General features: G+C 63.6%; 16 protein-coding genes. 6 read left to right on the forward strand and 10 right to left on the reverse strand.

Features of this window, described 5'->3' with window-relative positions; all coding sequences use genetic code 11:
• Window positions 1-477 precede the first annotated feature (477 nt).
• Window positions 478-1,020, forward strand: a complete 543-nt coding sequence (locus E5X34_RS19415) for a J domain-containing protein (RefSeq protein WP_292567952.1) — start codon at window positions 478-480, stop codon at window positions 1,018-1,020.
• 476 nt (window positions 1,021-1,496) lie between these two features.
• Here E5X34_RS19415 and E5X34_RS19420 read toward each other — a convergent pair whose 3' ends face one another.
• From E5X34_RS19420 to E5X34_RS19440, 5 genes are all read right to left on the reverse strand, one after another.
• Window positions 1,497-2,273 (reverse strand): hypothetical protein, encoded by a 777-nt coding sequence (locus E5X34_RS19420; RefSeq protein WP_292567955.1) that lies wholly within the window; start codon window positions 2,271-2,273, stop codon window positions 1,497-1,499.
• 716 nt (window positions 2,274-2,989) lie between these two features.
• Window positions 2,990-3,274, reverse strand: coding sequence for a hypothetical protein (locus E5X34_RS19425; RefSeq protein WP_292567957.1), 285 nt, complete (start codon window positions 3,272-3,274; stop codon window positions 2,990-2,992).
• Window positions 3,275-3,451: 177 nt separating this feature from the next.
• Window positions 3,452-3,895 carry a TadE/TadG family type IV pilus assembly protein gene (locus E5X34_RS19430; protein WP_292567959.1) on the reverse strand — a complete coding sequence of 148 codons (444 nt, stop codon included), beginning with the start codon at window positions 3,893-3,895 and terminating at the stop codon, window positions 3,452-3,454.
• A complete protein-coding gene (locus tag E5X34_RS19435; protein WP_292567960.1) occupies window positions 3,885-4,325 on the reverse strand; it encodes a TadE/TadG family type IV pilus assembly protein in 441 nt (146 codons plus the stop codon). Before E5X34_RS19435 ends, E5X34_RS19430 begins: the two co-directional genes overlap by 11 nt.
• Window positions 4,326-4,330: 5 nt before the next feature.
• Window positions 4,331-5,569: a pilus assembly protein TadG-related protein gene (locus E5X34_RS19440; RefSeq protein WP_292567961.1), complete on the reverse strand. Its 1,239-nt coding sequence runs from the start codon at window positions 5,567-5,569 to the stop codon at window positions 4,331-4,333.
• Window positions 5,570-5,871: 302 nt separating this feature from the next.
• Here E5X34_RS19440 and E5X34_RS19445 point away from each other — a divergent pair, with 302 nt between their 5' ends.
• Window positions 5,872-7,089 (forward strand): pilus assembly protein TadG-related protein, encoded by a 1,218-nt coding sequence (locus E5X34_RS19445; RefSeq protein ID WP_292567963.1) that lies wholly within the window; start codon window positions 5,872-5,874, stop codon window positions 7,087-7,089.
• Between the two features lie 81 nt (window positions 7,090-7,170).
• Here E5X34_RS19445 and E5X34_RS19450 read toward each other — a convergent pair whose 3' ends face one another.
• From E5X34_RS19450 to E5X34_RS19460, 3 genes are all read right to left on the reverse strand, one after another.
• The gene (locus E5X34_RS19450; protein ID WP_292567965.1) at window positions 7,171-7,401 is read right to left on the reverse strand and encodes a hypothetical protein; all 231 of its coding nucleotides are present in this window, start codon (window positions 7,399-7,401) and stop codon (window positions 7,171-7,173) included.
• Window positions 7,402-7,472: 71 nt separating this feature from the next.
• On the reverse strand, window positions 7,473-7,706 hold the full coding sequence (locus tag E5X34_RS19455) for a polymerase (protein ID WP_292567967.1): 234 nt from the start codon (window positions 7,704-7,706) through the stop codon (window positions 7,473-7,475).
• A gap of 350 nt (window positions 7,707-8,056) precedes the next feature.
• Window positions 8,057-8,248 (reverse strand): hypothetical protein, encoded by a 192-nt coding sequence (locus E5X34_RS19460; protein WP_292079509.1) that lies wholly within the window; start codon window positions 8,246-8,248, stop codon window positions 8,057-8,059.
• 412 nt (window positions 8,249-8,660) lie between these two features.
• Between E5X34_RS19460 and E5X34_RS19465 the strand changes: the two genes are divergently transcribed.
• The 4 genes from E5X34_RS19465 (at window position 8,661) to E5X34_RS19480 (ending at window position 12,934) form a co-directional block, all read left to right on the forward strand.
• The gene (locus E5X34_RS19465) at window positions 8,661-9,041 is read left to right on the forward strand and encodes a cupin domain-containing protein (RefSeq protein ID WP_292567970.1); all 381 of its coding nucleotides are present in this window, start codon (window positions 8,661-8,663) and stop codon (window positions 9,039-9,041) included.
• A gap of 257 nt (window positions 9,042-9,298) precedes the next feature.
• A complete protein-coding gene (gene dinB, locus E5X34_RS19470; RefSeq protein ID WP_292567972.1) occupies window positions 9,299-10,561 on the forward strand; it encodes a DNA polymerase IV in 1,263 nt (420 codons plus the stop codon).
• Between the two features lie 169 nt (window positions 10,562-10,730).
• A complete protein-coding gene (locus tag E5X34_RS19475) occupies window positions 10,731-11,990 on the forward strand; it encodes a patatin-like phospholipase family protein (protein ID WP_292567974.1) in 1,260 nt (419 codons plus the stop codon).
• 239 nt (window positions 11,991-12,229) lie between these two features.
• Window positions 12,230-12,934: an SDR family oxidoreductase gene (locus E5X34_RS19480; RefSeq protein WP_292567976.1), complete on the forward strand. Its 705-nt coding sequence runs from the start codon at window positions 12,230-12,232 to the stop codon at window positions 12,932-12,934.
• Window positions 12,935-12,958: 24 nt separating this feature from the next.
• Here E5X34_RS19480 and E5X34_RS19485 read toward each other — a convergent pair whose 3' ends face one another.
• Window positions 12,959-13,198 carry a hypothetical protein gene (locus E5X34_RS19485; RefSeq protein ID WP_292332244.1) on the reverse strand — a complete coding sequence of 80 codons (240 nt, stop codon included), beginning with the start codon at window positions 13,196-13,198 and terminating at the stop codon, window positions 12,959-12,961.
• A gap of 136 nt (window positions 13,199-13,334) precedes the next feature.
• Complete coding sequence (locus E5X34_RS19490) at window positions 13,335-13,778, reverse strand: SRPBCC family protein (protein ID WP_112125363.1); 444 nt, start codon at window positions 13,776-13,778, stop codon at window positions 13,335-13,337.
• Window positions 13,779-13,801: the final 23 nt, after the last annotated feature.

Consider the following 13,801-nt stretch of genomic DNA (forward strand, 5'->3'; position numbering starts at 1 on the left):
GGTAACTCCAGTCTCCTCGGTCCGGTCCGAATGGACAACCTCTCGAAAGCTCACATCTAGGTCGGTGAAACCTTCGGACGAAAGCCCGCGAGGCGGCTTCGCGAAAAAATGGCTCGCCTCTTTCGAGGCGAGCCAAAAAGGGAGCCGGGCTTGAGGTCGGCCCCCATCCAGGTTGCCACCTGAATTTCAGACATGGTTAACGTAGCAGAGTGCGGAATTTATGCCACCGCGATCGCCGATCAGTCCCGCAAGCTTCGAATCCGCACAGCAGAGCAGGCCCTTTCGCCGATCGGGCGCCCACGAACCAGTGCGCCGAAAGCAATGCGCTTCAGCGTCCCGAATGCGGCTCGAGTTCGCGCAGTTGCGGCGGGCATTTGCGCCCGTTCGGAACCGGCCGGTGGCGCCTTGCAAGCGCGCGGCATTTGGGCAATGCTCGGATTCGGGGAGTGGTTTCCGTAATTTCGGAAGCACGATTACATGTTCACTGACTACTACGAAGTTCTGGAAATAAGCCCGAACGCCAATTCTGAGACAATCGAGCGGATTTTCCGCTATTTTGCTATGCGCTATCATCCCGATAATCGGGAAACAGGCAATGAATCGCGCTTCAGCGAGATCGTCGAGGCCCACAATACGCTGCGGGATCCAGTCAAGCGGGCCCAGTACGACATTCTCTACCGCGAGCATCTGGGCCTTCGCCAGGAACTCACGGATGGCGCGCGGGACGGCGGCGGCATCGCCAGGGATGCCGCCATCCAGGCCAATTTGCTGTCGCTTCTCTATGTGCGGCGCCGGCGCGACGTCAACAATCCGGGCATCGGCGACGATGAGCTCGAACGCCTGTCGGGCTGCCCGCGCGAGCACCTCGAATTCCACCTGTGGTACCTCAAGGCGAAGGGCTTCATCGGCAGGACCGAGAACGGGACGTTCGCCATCACGGTCGAGGGCATCGACCACGCCGGGAGCAAACAAGGCCGGGACCGCCCGGACGCCACCCGCCTGCTCGATCACGCCGATTAGGGCGTTTCACCGTTTCAGGGAAAAGACGAAACGCTGCATCTGTTCAATCGAACAAGGCCGAAGGTTGCGGCGAAGCCGCCGGGCCCGACCGTTCACTGGAACTGACTTCGGCCGGCTCCGTCCGGCATCAAAAGCCCGCCGACTGGTGCCTGAACCAGTGGCGGGCTCGATGAAGGAGCAGCTACATCCCGGGGGGAATCGACTGTCGTCTCCTGAACTCCCCATATCTGGGCTCGGTTCCGCGGGGGGAGCGGAGCCCGAACCATGCGCCATGGAGGGCAAGAACAGGGAGCGCAACGATGACATACGCGCTGTGCGTCGCCGAAGACAAGACGACTGAGGTCTGACACGCGGCCGAAATAGGCCCGGCCGGGCGCGCCGAAGAGAACGGCTTCACGCCGAGGCGGTGGCGGGCAAAAAAGCCGCCGGGCGAGGCCCGGCGGCGTTTCGTCCACCTCTGGTCGGTTCGTTTGGACTTACGGCGTCGTCGTCGCTGCGGCGGCCTGGTCGATCTTGTCGGCAAGCACGCCCTTGGCCCAGTCCGTCACTTGCTGGTCGACCGGCTTGTTGGCCATGTCCTGCAGGGCTGCGTCGAGCGAGGCGTCGTCGGGGGCAGGCGCATTGTCAACCTCGGTCTGGGCATCCGCGACCGCCTGAGTGTCATCGGCGATGGCCGTGTTCTGGGTGCCGATCTGCGCGTTGACGTCGGCGATCTGCGCGGCCAGGGCCGCCTTCTCCTCGTCCGTCATGCTGGATTGGTCGATCGCATTCAGGTCGGCAAGCTGCTGATTGAGCGCGTCGAGCTGGGTCTGGTCGGCGGCCAGCTTGGCGTTTGCCGCGTCGAGCTTGGCCTGCGCGTTCTGAGCTGCCGCTGCCGCTGTCACATAGGCCTGGATGCCGGCGAACTTCTTGCTCTTGGAATTCATGTAGGCGTTAATGTTGCGCTGCAGGGAGTTCAGCCGGCCGAGCTTGGCGTGAAGGTTCTTTTCCTTCGGCGTGGCGGCCGTCGTCGTGTCGTCGGTCGAGCTGTCGTCGGCGCCCTTGTTGTGGCCGTGGGCAGAAGCCGACTTGCCGTGCTCTGCGCTGCTCTTGCCGTTGCCACCGGCATTGCCGCCGCCGTTTCCATTGCCGCCATTGCCATTGCCGCCGTGGTTGCCGCCATTGCCGCCGCCATGGCCGTTGCCGGCGAGCGCCGGGGCCGCCGCCAGCGCCAGAATGGCAAGGGACGCCAGAAGTGTCTTACGCAATGTCATTGTGCTTCTCCGCAGATGAATCTTCACAGGGCCCAACCGCTAGGCAGCCTCATATGAGAATTTCCTAACGGCGTCGGATAAACTTTAGGCAATTGCGGTCGCCAAATGAGAGCATTGCGGCCATTGCGTTGCATTTTTCGCAAAAAGCCACACTAACTTATTGAAATGAAACAGAAATACAAAGGGCCGAGCGTGTTTGGGCCGTTTGGAACAATGAGGGCCCTTGTCTCGCCGGACCATGGTCCCAGGGGTCATTTGGGTACACGAAAAGTCCCGCAGATCGAGCACGTTCCGACCGTTGGAACACTCCTGCCCCGCCGGGATTAAATGACTGAAGGGACGCTGCCCGAAAGGACCAATCGCCATGAAACGAATTCTTCTTGCCGCCGCCATGCTTGCTCTATCGGGGGGTCTGGCGACAGCGCAGTCGGGCACTTCGTCGGGTTCTTCATCCACGACGACGATGCCCAGCACCCAGGACACGGATCAGACCAAAACGAACTCGACCAATTCAAACTCGGCGAAGGATTGCGCCCCCGGACAACAGACGACCGGAACCGCGAAGCAGGCGGCCCCTGGACAACAGGACACCAGCGCCAAATCGAACGCTCCCGGCCAGATGAAGACGACGACGCAAGGCTGCTAGTTCACCGTTTCACGGAAAGGGTGAAACGGCTTGGCTCTTTGTCTTGACGCAAGTGCGACGGAAAGCCGTTTCACGCGGCTTCCACGTCGCCGGCGGTGTCCGGCGCCTCGGTCACGGTATCCGATTCCCCACCCGAGCCGCTTGGAGAGAGCACCGTCAGGTCCATGCGGGCGATGCGGGACGCGGCTTTTCCTTGCGCGTTCGGCTCGTCCGCATCCGTCCCGGAGACCGAGGCCTTTGCAAGGTGGCCGACGCTTTCCGCGCTCTTGCCGGGGAAGGTTTCCGACGATCCCTGAGGTTTGCTCGAATGATGCACGACGCCAGCGGAATGCTGGCTTCCGACGGGGGAGGTCATTGCTGCGCTCCTGATAGGACGACGGCAAATCGCTAGCATTCCTGGCTGGCGTGAAGCTTGCGACTTTAGCGATTGCTAAGATGATGCGTCGACCGGCCGGAGCGGATGGGACGGCACTTATGCCGCCGGCCCGTCACCACCCGGCGACGGTTCTATCTCCGGTTTGCCTGTGCCGTTCTAGCCGCCGACCAGCGGCACGGTCACGGATGTCGTGTAGTTGATCGGATAATCGCTGAAATAGGGGAAGTTGATGACGAAGGCGTAGCTGGCGTTGACATGGGCCATGCGGAAGCCGCCGCTCGCCGGATCCGTGACGATGGTGACGTTTACATTCTGAAGGCCAAGCGCCTTCAGCTTCTGCGTGGCGACCGCCTGGATGTCGGCCTGCGTCAGTGTGTTGTTGAGCTGCAGCGAGCGCGCCGAGGCCTCCAGCGCATAGCGCACGCTGGAGGTGGTGTTCATCGACCAGCCGAAGGCGAAGATTCCGAACAAGAGCATGATCAGGACAGGCGCGATCAGCGCGAATTCAATGCCGCTTCCGCCCGACACGTCGCCGGCGAATGCCCAGGGCCGCCGGGTCCCACCGCCGCGCGCTTCTCCTGAAACTGCCCTAGCGGACACGGACCACCTGCAAATGACCGAGCGTGGTGTTGTCCGGGTAAGGGCCGAAGGTGAAGGGTGGGATCCAGGTGCCGGTCGCCTGGATCTGGACATAGACAGACGGCGCTTTCGAGCCGCTGCACAGGGTTGAAGCATCGACGATGGTCGTTCCACATTGGTAGATGCGGCTGATAACGACCTGGGCATCGGAAGGCTTGTTTTCCCAGCTCGCCAGCGCGGCGGCCTGGATCGCCGTGTCGTCGGAGGATCCGGCCATCACGAGGTTGGCGGCCGTCTTCACGCCGGCGCGCATCGACATCGAGCTGGTGACATAGGACCAGCCGTCAAAGGTACCAAGCAACGCCGCGCAGAGGACCGGCAAGACTAAAGCGAGCTCCACCGCGGCGATGCCGTCGCGGTCTTTACCGAAACGGGTTATCGGCAGCCCCATGACCGCTACTCGACGACCGCAACCGACTGCGCCGCCGGAATGTCCTTCATTCCGAGACTCGAGCAGTCCTGGTTGATTGTCGAATTGCCCGACCACTGGATGGTATCGGCGACGACCTGGGTGCAGCCGTTCACGCCCGAGAAATTGCCAAGATAATTGACCTGCTGCTTTGGAAAATAGATGGCGCCGGTCAACAACGAGTCCGCGGTGCCGTTGAAAGTGCTCTGCGCCGCAGTGCCCGTCCTGTCGCCGTAGAACAGCAAGCCCGAATAGGTGCCGGAGGTCGGCGCGCTCAATGTCACCGTGGCGTTGCCATTCATGCTGACGGTGTTGCTGCCGGACATGAAGATGGTGACCCCGCTGCCAACAACGACGGCGTTGGCGTTGATCTTCATATTGCCCTGAACGACATAGACCCCGGGAGAAAGTGTGACAACGCCGTTGAGGCTCATGCCGCTGCAATAGGTGCCGGGCTGCAGCGTCTGCGCTGTCTTGTTGCCGTTGACGTTCTTGCATGGGTTGGTGGCCGCGGGCGCCGGCACGCTGGAGAAGGGATCGGACGCCGGCAGGGCCTGGGTGATAGGCGATTTGCAGACCGTAGGGTCCATGGTCACCACATTGTTCAGCACAACGCCACCGGCAGTAATCAGGCAATCGGTCTGCAGCCCTGCCGAGCCCTGCACCTTGATGGAGTCACTGGCGATCGAATCCGACATGACCGAACAGCCGGTAAACTTGACGCTCGTGCTGCCGGAAAACAGCGCCGCCTGCGAGGCCGAGGGATTGAGCGCCAGCACGCAGGCCTTCGAAGCGTCGGTGATCAGCGCGACCGCCCTCGCCTGTTCCGGCACCTTCGTCTGGGTGAAGATGGAGGTGAATATCCGGTCGAGATTCTGGCTGAGGATCACCTCCACTGCCTTATTGGCCGTGTTTGGGCCAGAGCTGGGCGGTGTGTTGACGACGATGGTGCCGCCGCCCAGCCCGTTCGAGGTCGCCGACGAGGTGGCGGCCGCGGTGATGGTCGCCGTGTCGGATCCCTGGATCTTTTCCAGCGCGCCCGCATAGGCGGCCGCGTCCGCGATCGCCTGCAGCTTCAGACTCGAATAATACCAGTAGGACGTCTCGACACCGAGCCCCGCGCCGCCGACGACGATCGGCAGGGTGAACGCGAAGATGGTCGCGACATTGCCGCCCTTGCCTTCGCAAAAGCGTCGAATGAAGCGCCGGAAAAACAGATGTTTCAAGAACCGACCTGAAGAGGCCATGGCCGAGCGCGCCCAAGATATCCCAGCCATCACGTCAATCATTGCCGTATGAACGAATGCCTAATTATTTCGGTCGAGTTGAGCCGGTAGGACCGCAGCGGGACGCCGCCTCCAACTTACGCCGCCCGTCCTCAGACTTAAGGCTTATCCACCTTAGGACTTAAGGTGTAACTATCGGTAGAACCTAATATTTTAGCACTTTCTGCATTTTAACTTTTTTGGAAATCGCCCGTAGAGACGGCACGCATATCACTCTGTGAAATACGACAGGGGCGGGCGCCATGCTTGGACGGTTTTGGGTTTCGAAGCGCGGCAACTTCGCGGTCGCGACCGCGATTGCCATGGTGCCGCTGATGCTTGGTGTGGCAGCTTCGATCGACCTGATCGGCACCAGCGACGACGCCGCCCAGCTGCAGAATTCGCTCGACGCCGCCAGCATCGCGATGGGCACCAAATACCAGCCGGGCATGTCGGTGGCCGACCTGCGGCAACTCGGCCAGACCTTCTTCACGGCCAATATGAGCGCCGCCGACGCGCAGGAGCTGTCGGGCAGCCTCGCCGCCTTCCAGGCTGCCGCCAGCGGCGATCCGGGCGCCTACTTCATCACGGCATCGTCGAGCATCAGCCGGCCGGCCTTCCTCGCCGCCATGCCGGCCTGGCAGGCGACGCGGACCGCCTCGGTCAAGATAAAGCCCGGCGCGCAGGCCTGCGTGCTGGCGCTCAATCAGCATGCCGACAACGCGGTCAACCTGCAGGGCTCGACCAATGTGGCGATGGCCGGCTGCGTGATCGCGGCCAATTCGGACGCCGCCGACTCCGTCAACCGCGGCGGCTCGGCGGTCGTCAGCGCCGGCTGCGTTTCGACGGTCGGCGCCACGCAAGGGTTGACGCCGCCCAGCGCCACACTTTCCTGCGGCACGCCGCATGAGAACCAGTACGCCTCGTTCGATCCGCTGGCCGACGTCGTTCCGCCCGCCTTCACGCTCTGCCTGCCGGTGCCCAACGGCAAGACAATAACGCTCTCGCCGGGTACCTATTGCGACAAGACCCTGTCGGGAAAGATCACCCTCAATCCGGGCACCTACATCATGCGCAACGTCGTCATAAAGCCGGGCGGCAATGGCAGCCTGAGCGGCCAGGGCGTGACGATCTTCCTGATGGAGAACTCGCAGCTCTACATCAATGCCAACGAGCAGGTGAACCTCTCGCCGCCTACGATCGGCCCCTATGCCGGCATCACCATCTACCAGGCGCATGGCAACACACAGGCGCTGACGCTGAACGGCGGATCCGGCTCGCTGATCAGCGGTTTCATCTACGCTCCGGACGCCGCCATCACCTATACCGGAAATTCGGACATGAGCGCCCAGGGCAGTTGCCTGCGGCTGGTGGGCGACACCGTGACGATGACGGGAAACTCGGCGGTGAAGTCGGACTGCACGGCCGAACTGGGGAACCGGGAAATGTATGCGGGCCGCATGATCACCCTGGCGAAGTAAGACGGAAAGCGGCAGCGGCTCGCAAGGGCCGCGATGACCGGTCTCCCTGGCGGGAACCGGCGGCCAGGCCGCCGCGCCGAATTACGAGATGATGTCGGCGCCCGGCTGCTCGTCGAAGAGCACCGCGCAGCCGCGCTCAAGCGCAACCTGCGTCAAGGCGCTGGTCGCATCCTCGTCCGACGAGACGAAATCGCCGGTCAGCACGCGCAGTTCCTCAACGGCCCTCGACATCGGCACCACGCGCCCGGCCGAACGGTCGCTCACGCATGCGTCGATGACGCACAGAAGATCGATGAGTTCGAAATGATCCATGGCGGCCTCCGCTGCGGCCATCCCTTCGCCCTGTCAACGGCGTGTGGCGCGGACTGGTTCCCAGGCCGGCTTCATCCCTGCGGCCTTGCCGGCGCGAGCTTGAGGTCGAAGCGGGCCGGCAGGCATGGCTCGACACAGGCCTTGCGCACCGATCCGGTTGCCATGCTGTCGATTGGAAGAAGGACTATCATCTGAGCATGGCGTTGCGGCCAGAACGGCCTGCCGAAGAGAAGGAAGACGCCGCCGATCAACACCGCCAGGAGCAGCGCCGCAAACAGGTTCGCGATCATATTGCCGGGTTGCACGGCCAACAACTCCAGGAGCGATTGAAGGGAAAGGCGTGCCCGTCATATCGCAGGAATGGCGGGCACGCTTCGGTCGACCGCCGATGAAGGGACTTTGTCCGGCGGCTTGCTAACCAAATGCATTGATGGCGCTGTTGTTTCTTGAAAACCGGCGGCTCGGGCCTCTGCGTTCGGCGGCTGAGACTTCAGTCTGAAAACGGCCTCGGACCGTCGCCCAAGGGCCGGACAATTGCTTTCGGCTGTCGTTGCCCGGCCATCAAAATCGGCGAAAAGAGAAAAAACACGGCCTGCTGACGGGTCCGCCTTTTTGACTGGCCGTTCCAACTGCTCCTTCCAAATTCAAGGTAGAATTAGGCCTCGAGGTCCATCGGCTGATGGCCGGGCTGCTGGTGCCAAAGCACCTGGCGATAATCCGTCAATTCGACGACCTGCGTACAGACCGGACAGATGTAGCTGTCGCAGCATTGGCGAAGCGCCGGCGCCCCACGGCGAGCGGCAGTGACCGGCGGACGCGAATAGGCTTTGACGGCTTGATCAAGCATGGTTTCCTCCTGGTGATTGTTGATTATCCCCGCCCAAAGCTTCCTCCCCTAGCCGGCATGTCGTGCCGCCGCGGCCCTCGGCCAGCGCTGTAGCAGGTTCCATATGATGCCGATGGGGGAACGCGCGAGGCTGCGATGATATCGCCTTGATTGTTGCCGAGGGTCGCATCGAATTCTCCCTAACGGGCGAAAATGGATGGTCCCTCAACCACCGCCGTGCCAGCGCAAGAACAGGAAAGCAGCGGCGAGCAGGTTCCGCATTAACTTCCGATAAGGCGCCAAAAAAATCTTTCAAATTCTTCGAGCGCCGGGAGCGCTCAATTATTAGCGGCCCCTCACAAGAAGGTGTATGAATCCGGTTGCGGTCGCCGACGATCGCAACGTCAGGCGCCGCTTCACATGGGAGGAAACCATGGCCGAAGTTGCAATGCAGGTGACGAAACTCGAATCCAAATCGCACAACAATCCCGACGAGGTCCGCGCGCCCGCCAAGACGCGTGTCGAGATCGTGCGGCTGCCGGGCTACACGCTGGGGCGGATGAACATGCAGCCGGGCTGGAAGTGGTCCGAATGCGTCAAGCCGGTGGTCAGGACCGACAGCTGCCAAGTCTCGCATGTCGGCTATGTCGTGTCCGGATCGATCACCGTGCGGATGACCGACGGCACGCAAAAGACCTTCGAGGCCGGCACCTCCTACACCATCCCGGCCGGCCATGACGCCTGGGTGGAAGGCAACCAGCCGTTCCAGTGCATCGAGGTGCTGAGCGCCGAACAATACGCCAAGCCGGCATAGCGCGGACCGTCGCCTCATTTCGGCAGCGGGAAACGGGCGCCGTGGGCGTTCCTGTGAAGTTTGCACGATCTCCTTCACGGGTGATCGTGCAAGCTGAGCTCTATCCGCATCTGTGGCTTCAGGTTGTGGAAACTTGCACGCTCAAGCGTGGCGGCTTGACAGCGAGCTTCTTTTGTTCTCTTTATGTTCTATTAATTCCCCTTACAAAAGACGCAGCTAATGCTGCAACGCCACACAAATGGCCATGGGAGCGCGCGATGGCCGCCACGAATGAAGCCGCGGCCGCCACCATTCTCCATGCCGACCTCGACGCCTTCTACGCGTCTGTCGAGCAGCTGCTCGATCCGTCGCTGCGCGGCAAGCCGATCGCCGTCGGCGGCGGCGTGGTGCTGGCGGCTTCCTATGAGGCCAAGGTGTTTGGCGTGCGCGGCGGCATGCCCGGCCGCAAGGCGCGCGAACTCTGCCCGCAGCTCATCTTCGTCGGCGGCCGTTTTTCCGAGTACCAGCGCCTCGGCGACGCCGCGATCAAGGTGCTCGACGATTTCACGCCGGTGGTCGAGCGCATCTCGATCGACGAGGCCTTCGCCGACGTCGCCGGCTGCACGCATCTGTTCGGGCCGCCGCAGGAGATCGCGCGGAAAATCCGCGAGCGCGTGATGGCCGAGCTCGGCCTGCCGATCTCGATCGGCGTGGCGCGGACAAAGCATCTCGCCAAGATCGCTTCGCAGGTGGCCAAGCCCGACGGTCTGGTGGTGGTCGAGCCCGGCACCGAGCTCGCCTTCCTCCACGACCTGCCCGTCACGCTGATGTGGGGCGTCGGCCCGGCGACCAAGGCGAGGCTGGCCGAGATCGGCGTCGAGACCATCGGCCAGCTGGCGCGCACGCATAGCGGCGCGCTGGAGCGGCTGATCGGCCACGCCGCCGGCCAGAAGCTCGCCGCGCTCGCCTGGAACCGCGACCCGCGCAAGCTCGAGACGCATCGCCGCGCGATTTCGGCCGGCGCGCAATCGGCGCTTGGCAGGAAGCCGGCGGTGCCGCGCGTCTTCGTGCCGACGCTGCTGCATCTGGCCGACCGCGTGGCGAGCCGCCTGCGCGCCAAGGACCGGCCCGGCCGCACGGTGACGGTGCGGGTGCGCTTCGCCGATCTGCGCGCCGTCACCCGCTCGGTGACGCTGGAGCAGCCGATCCAGGCGACAGTGATGCTGGCCGAGATCGCCGAGGAGTTGGTGCGCGGCGTGCTGGCCGCCCATCCGGGCGAACGCGACATATCGCTGCTCGCCATTTCGGTCTCGCATCTGGAGGAGCATGCCGAGCTGCAGCTCGAACTGCCGCTTGGCCTGATGGATGAGAAGCGCAAGCCCGGCAGCCGCAAGGGCCTCGCCCGCTTCGGCGCCGACCGCGCCATCGACAAGATCCGCCAGCGCTTCGGCAAGGAAGCCGTCGGCTACGGCACGGTGGCGCTGGAAGGCCCGCGCTCGGTGCCGGATGGATTCCGGGAGTTGGCGGAGAAGGAGCTGTAGAGGACGGAGTGCTTAATCTCCCCCTTGCGGCGAAGATCAGCAGCTTCCGGCATTTTCGCCAATCATCAGCACACCCCCCTAAATTCCGCGATTCCGCCGCTTGCCAGAACGGCCGCGCTGGGCTGGATTAGGCGCCGGAACAGCCGCGCCCGACCGATCGGAGTCATTCATGGCCAGTGAGACGGCAGCGCCGGATACCGGGGCCGCGCCAGGAGCCGCCGCCAGCATCGACAGCAAGGCCGAGCGCTACGGCCTCGGCCTCTGCCTCTCGGGCGGTGGCTATCGCGCCATGCTGTTTCATGCGGGCGCGCTCTGCCGCCTCAACGAGGCGGGACTGCTCCAGAAGCTCGACATGGTGAGCTCGGTTTCGGGCGGCTCGATTGCGGCCGGGCTCTTGGCGGTGCTCTGGCCACGCTTCGTCTTCGCGGGCGGCGTCGCCAGCAATTTCGATATCTATCTCGACAGGATATTGAAGTTCTCGCAGGTCTTCCTCGACGCGCCGTCGATCTTCAAGGGCCTGCTCAACCCGTTTTCCAGCGCCGCGCGCGAAGTTGCCGCCTGCTACGAGCGGAATTTGTTCGACGGCTCCAGGCCGATGCTGAAGAGCCTGCCGGAAAGGCCCTGGTTCGTGTTCTGCTCGAGCAATCTCGGCACCGGCTCGCTGTTTCGCCTGTCGCGGCGCTATGTGGCCGACTATCGCATTGGCGTCGCGTACAACGCCGACCTGCCGGTGGCTCTCGCGGTAGCCGCCTCCTCGGCCTTCCCGCCTTTCCTGTCGCCGCTCCGGCTCGACCTCACGCCCTTCGCGTGGACCAACGACAAGCTCGACCCTTCGGTCGGCGCGCCGGTGCCGCCTTCCCGAGCCGTGCTCACCGATGGCGGCGTCTACGACAATCACGGCATCGAGCCGGCGCTGAAGCGCTGCCGCTGGCTGCTGGTGAGCGATGCCGGCGCGCCCTGGCGGGCTTCGAATGCCGGCTACTGGAACTGGTTCTCGCAGTTGAAACGGGTGCTGGACACCAGCGACAACCAGGTTCGCTCGCTCAGGCGACGGGACCTGGTGGCGCGCTTCCAGGCGGCCAAGGACGCCGACGATCGCGGCCTGCCCAAAGACACGACCCGGCCCGACTATGCGGCGACGCGCGGCGTCTTCTGGTCGATCGCCAGCAAGCCGGACGCGACCGAGCCGAACTTCGTGCAGACCGCCGCGACCGCGCCGGCCGATATCGGCACCTCGCTGCATTTCCTGGGTAGCGAAGAGACGGTCGACCTGGTGAACTGGGGCTATTGCGCCGCCGACCAGGCGCTGCGGAGCTGGTACCAGCCGGCGGTGGCGCGGGGAAAGGGCGCGCCGCTCAAGCCGGGCGATGTGAAGGCGGGGCGCTGCGCGAGGGTTTCGAAGGCGGTGATGGGTGTGTTCAGGGTGTGAGGTGCTGTTCCTCGCCTCCGCCAAAGGCGGGGGCGAGGTGGCTCGGCGAAGCCGAGACGGAGAGGGGGAGCGCCCTACGAAGCCCCCTCTCCGTCCGCTTCGCGGACACCTCTCCCCCGCCTTTGGCGGGGGCGAGGAACCTAAGCCCTCATACGTTGGCGCAATCCAATCCGGTTCATCACTTGCCCCGCGCATGCTAACAGGATCGCTTTCAACAATCTCAACCAATGGATAGCGACATGGCAGGCGAAAAAGTGGCTCTGGTGACGGCGGGCGGCAGCGGCATGGGGGCGGCGGCGGCCAGGCGCCTGGCGGCCGACGGGTTCAAGGTCGGCGTGCTCTCTTCCTCCGGCAAGGGCGAGGCGCTGGGCAAGGAGCTTGGCGGCTTCGGCGTCACCGGCTCCAACCAGTCGAACGAAGACCTGAAGCGCCTTGCCGACGGCGCGCTGGAGCGCTGGGGCCGCATCGACGTGCTGGTCAACAGCGCCGGCCACGGGCCGCGCGCGCAGATCATCGAGATCAGCGACGAGGACTGGCACAAGGGCATCGACACCTATTTCCTCAACGCCGTGCGCCCGACCCGGCTGGTGACGCCGGTGATGCAGAAGCAGAAGTCCGGCGTCATCATCAACATCTCGACCGCCTGGGCGTTCGAGCCGAGCCCGATGTTCCCGACCTCGGCCGTGGCGCGCGCCGGGCTTGCCGCCTTCACCAAGATCTTCGCCGACACCTATGCGGCCGACAACATCCGCATGAACAATGTGCTGCCCGGCTGGATCGACAGCCTGCCGACGACGAACGAGCGCCGCGACAGCGTGCCTATGAAGCGCTACGGCACGTCGGAGGAGATCGCCGCGACGATCTCGTTCCTGGCTTCGGATGGGGCCGCCTACATCACAGGGCAGAACATCCGCGTGGATGGGGGTATTACAAGGGCGGTATGAGGGCGGTGAGGACGGCGCCTCAGCTCATCCCGGCCTGCGAGAATTGATCACCCACAGAACGCACAGGAAGGCTATCGAGCCCACCAGGACGATCGAATTGCCGACCACGATGTTCCAGAACCGTGTCGGATCATCCGAGAGCGCGACCCAGTGCAGCTTGCCCCGGACTTCGCCCATCTTGATGCCGCAGGCAATGTTGTAGATCGCGATGGCGGCAAGCGCGGCCATCAGGACAAACAGGTCATTGTTCTTGTTGCGATCCATGGCAGCGGCTTTTATCAGCGCTTGGTGAAATATTGCTTACCTTGGGGAACGCGGCGGCCGGGAACCCGGCCGCCACGTTTTTCGGTTTGACGCAATTCCAGGCGGGAGGATCACAGCAACCGCGGTTGCCCGGGAACTATTGATTGATCTCCGGCTCGACGAGCTTGGCCAGGTTGCGCAGCGATTCCTGCCAGCCGAGATAGCAGGCCTCGGCGGGAATGGCGTCCGGGATGCCGGCCTGGGTGATGTTGATCTCGGTGCCGACCAAAACTTTCTTCAAGGTCACCGTCACCTCGATCTGGCCCGGAAGGTTGGGATCGTCGAAGCGGTCGGTGTAGCGCAGACGCTCGCCCGGGACCAGCTCGACGAACTCGCCGCCGAAGGAATGGCTGCCGCCGGTGGTGAAGTTACGGAAGGACATCTTGTAGCTGCCCCCGACCTTGCCCTCGAACTCATGCACCGTGCAGGTGAAGCCGTTCGGCGGCAGCCACTTGGCCAGCGCGTCGGCCTCGACGAATGCGCGATAGACCTTCTCCGGCTTGGTCGCCAGGACGCGGTGCAGGTGGATGGTGCTCGGCATATCTCGATATCCTCTCTGGTTTC

The sequence above is a fragment of the Mesorhizobium sp. genome (genome assembly GCF_004963255.1).
GTDB lineage: Bacteria > Pseudomonadota > Alphaproteobacteria > Rhizobiales > Rhizobiaceae > Mesorhizobium.

Excerpts from the sequence above, each read along its gene's own strand:
- E5X34_RS19415 (WP_292567952.1), top strand. The coding sequence starts at position 478 with ATGTTCACTGACTACTACGAAGTTCTGGAAATAAGCCCGAACGCCAAT.
- E5X34_RS19420 (WP_292567955.1), bottom strand. The coding sequence starts at position 2,273 with ATGACATTGCGTAAGACACTTCTGGCGTCCCTTGCCATTCTGGCGCTG.
- E5X34_RS19425 (WP_292567957.1), bottom strand. The coding sequence starts at position 3,274 with ATGACCTCCCCCGTCGGAAGCCAGCATTCCGCTGGCGTCGTGCATCAT.
- E5X34_RS19435 (WP_292567960.1), bottom strand. The coding sequence starts at position 4,325 with ATGGGGCTGCCGATAACCCGTTTCGGTAAAGACCGCGACGGCATCGCC.
- E5X34_RS19445 (WP_292567963.1), top strand. The coding sequence starts at position 5,872 with ATGCTTGGACGGTTTTGGGTTTCGAAGCGCGGCAACTTCGCGGTCGCG.
- E5X34_RS19450 (WP_292567965.1), bottom strand. The coding sequence starts at position 7,401 with ATGGATCATTTCGAACTCATCGATCTTCTGTGCGTCATCGACGCATGC.
- E5X34_RS19460 (WP_292079509.1), bottom strand. The coding sequence starts at position 8,248 with ATGCTTGATCAAGCCGTCAAAGCCTATTCGCGTCCGCCGGTCACTGCC.
- E5X34_RS19465 (WP_292567970.1), top strand. The coding sequence starts at position 8,661 with ATGGCCGAAGTTGCAATGCAGGTGACGAAACTCGAATCCAAATCGCAC.
- dinB (WP_292567972.1), top strand. The coding sequence starts at position 9,299 with ATGGCCGCCACGAATGAAGCCGCGGCCGCCACCATTCTCCATGCCGAC.
- E5X34_RS19475 (WP_292567974.1), top strand. The coding sequence starts at position 10,731 with ATGGCCAGTGAGACGGCAGCGCCGGATACCGGGGCCGCGCCAGGAGCC.
- E5X34_RS19480 (WP_292567976.1), top strand. The coding sequence starts at position 12,230 with ATGGCAGGCGAAAAAGTGGCTCTGGTGACGGCGGGCGGCAGCGGCATG.
- E5X34_RS19485 (WP_292332244.1), bottom strand. The coding sequence starts at position 13,198 with ATGGATCGCAACAAGAACAATGACCTGTTTGTCCTGATGGCCGCGCTT.
- E5X34_RS19490 (WP_112125363.1), bottom strand. The coding sequence starts at position 13,778 with ATGCCGAGCACCATCCACCTGCACCGCGTCCTGGCGACCAAGCCGGAG.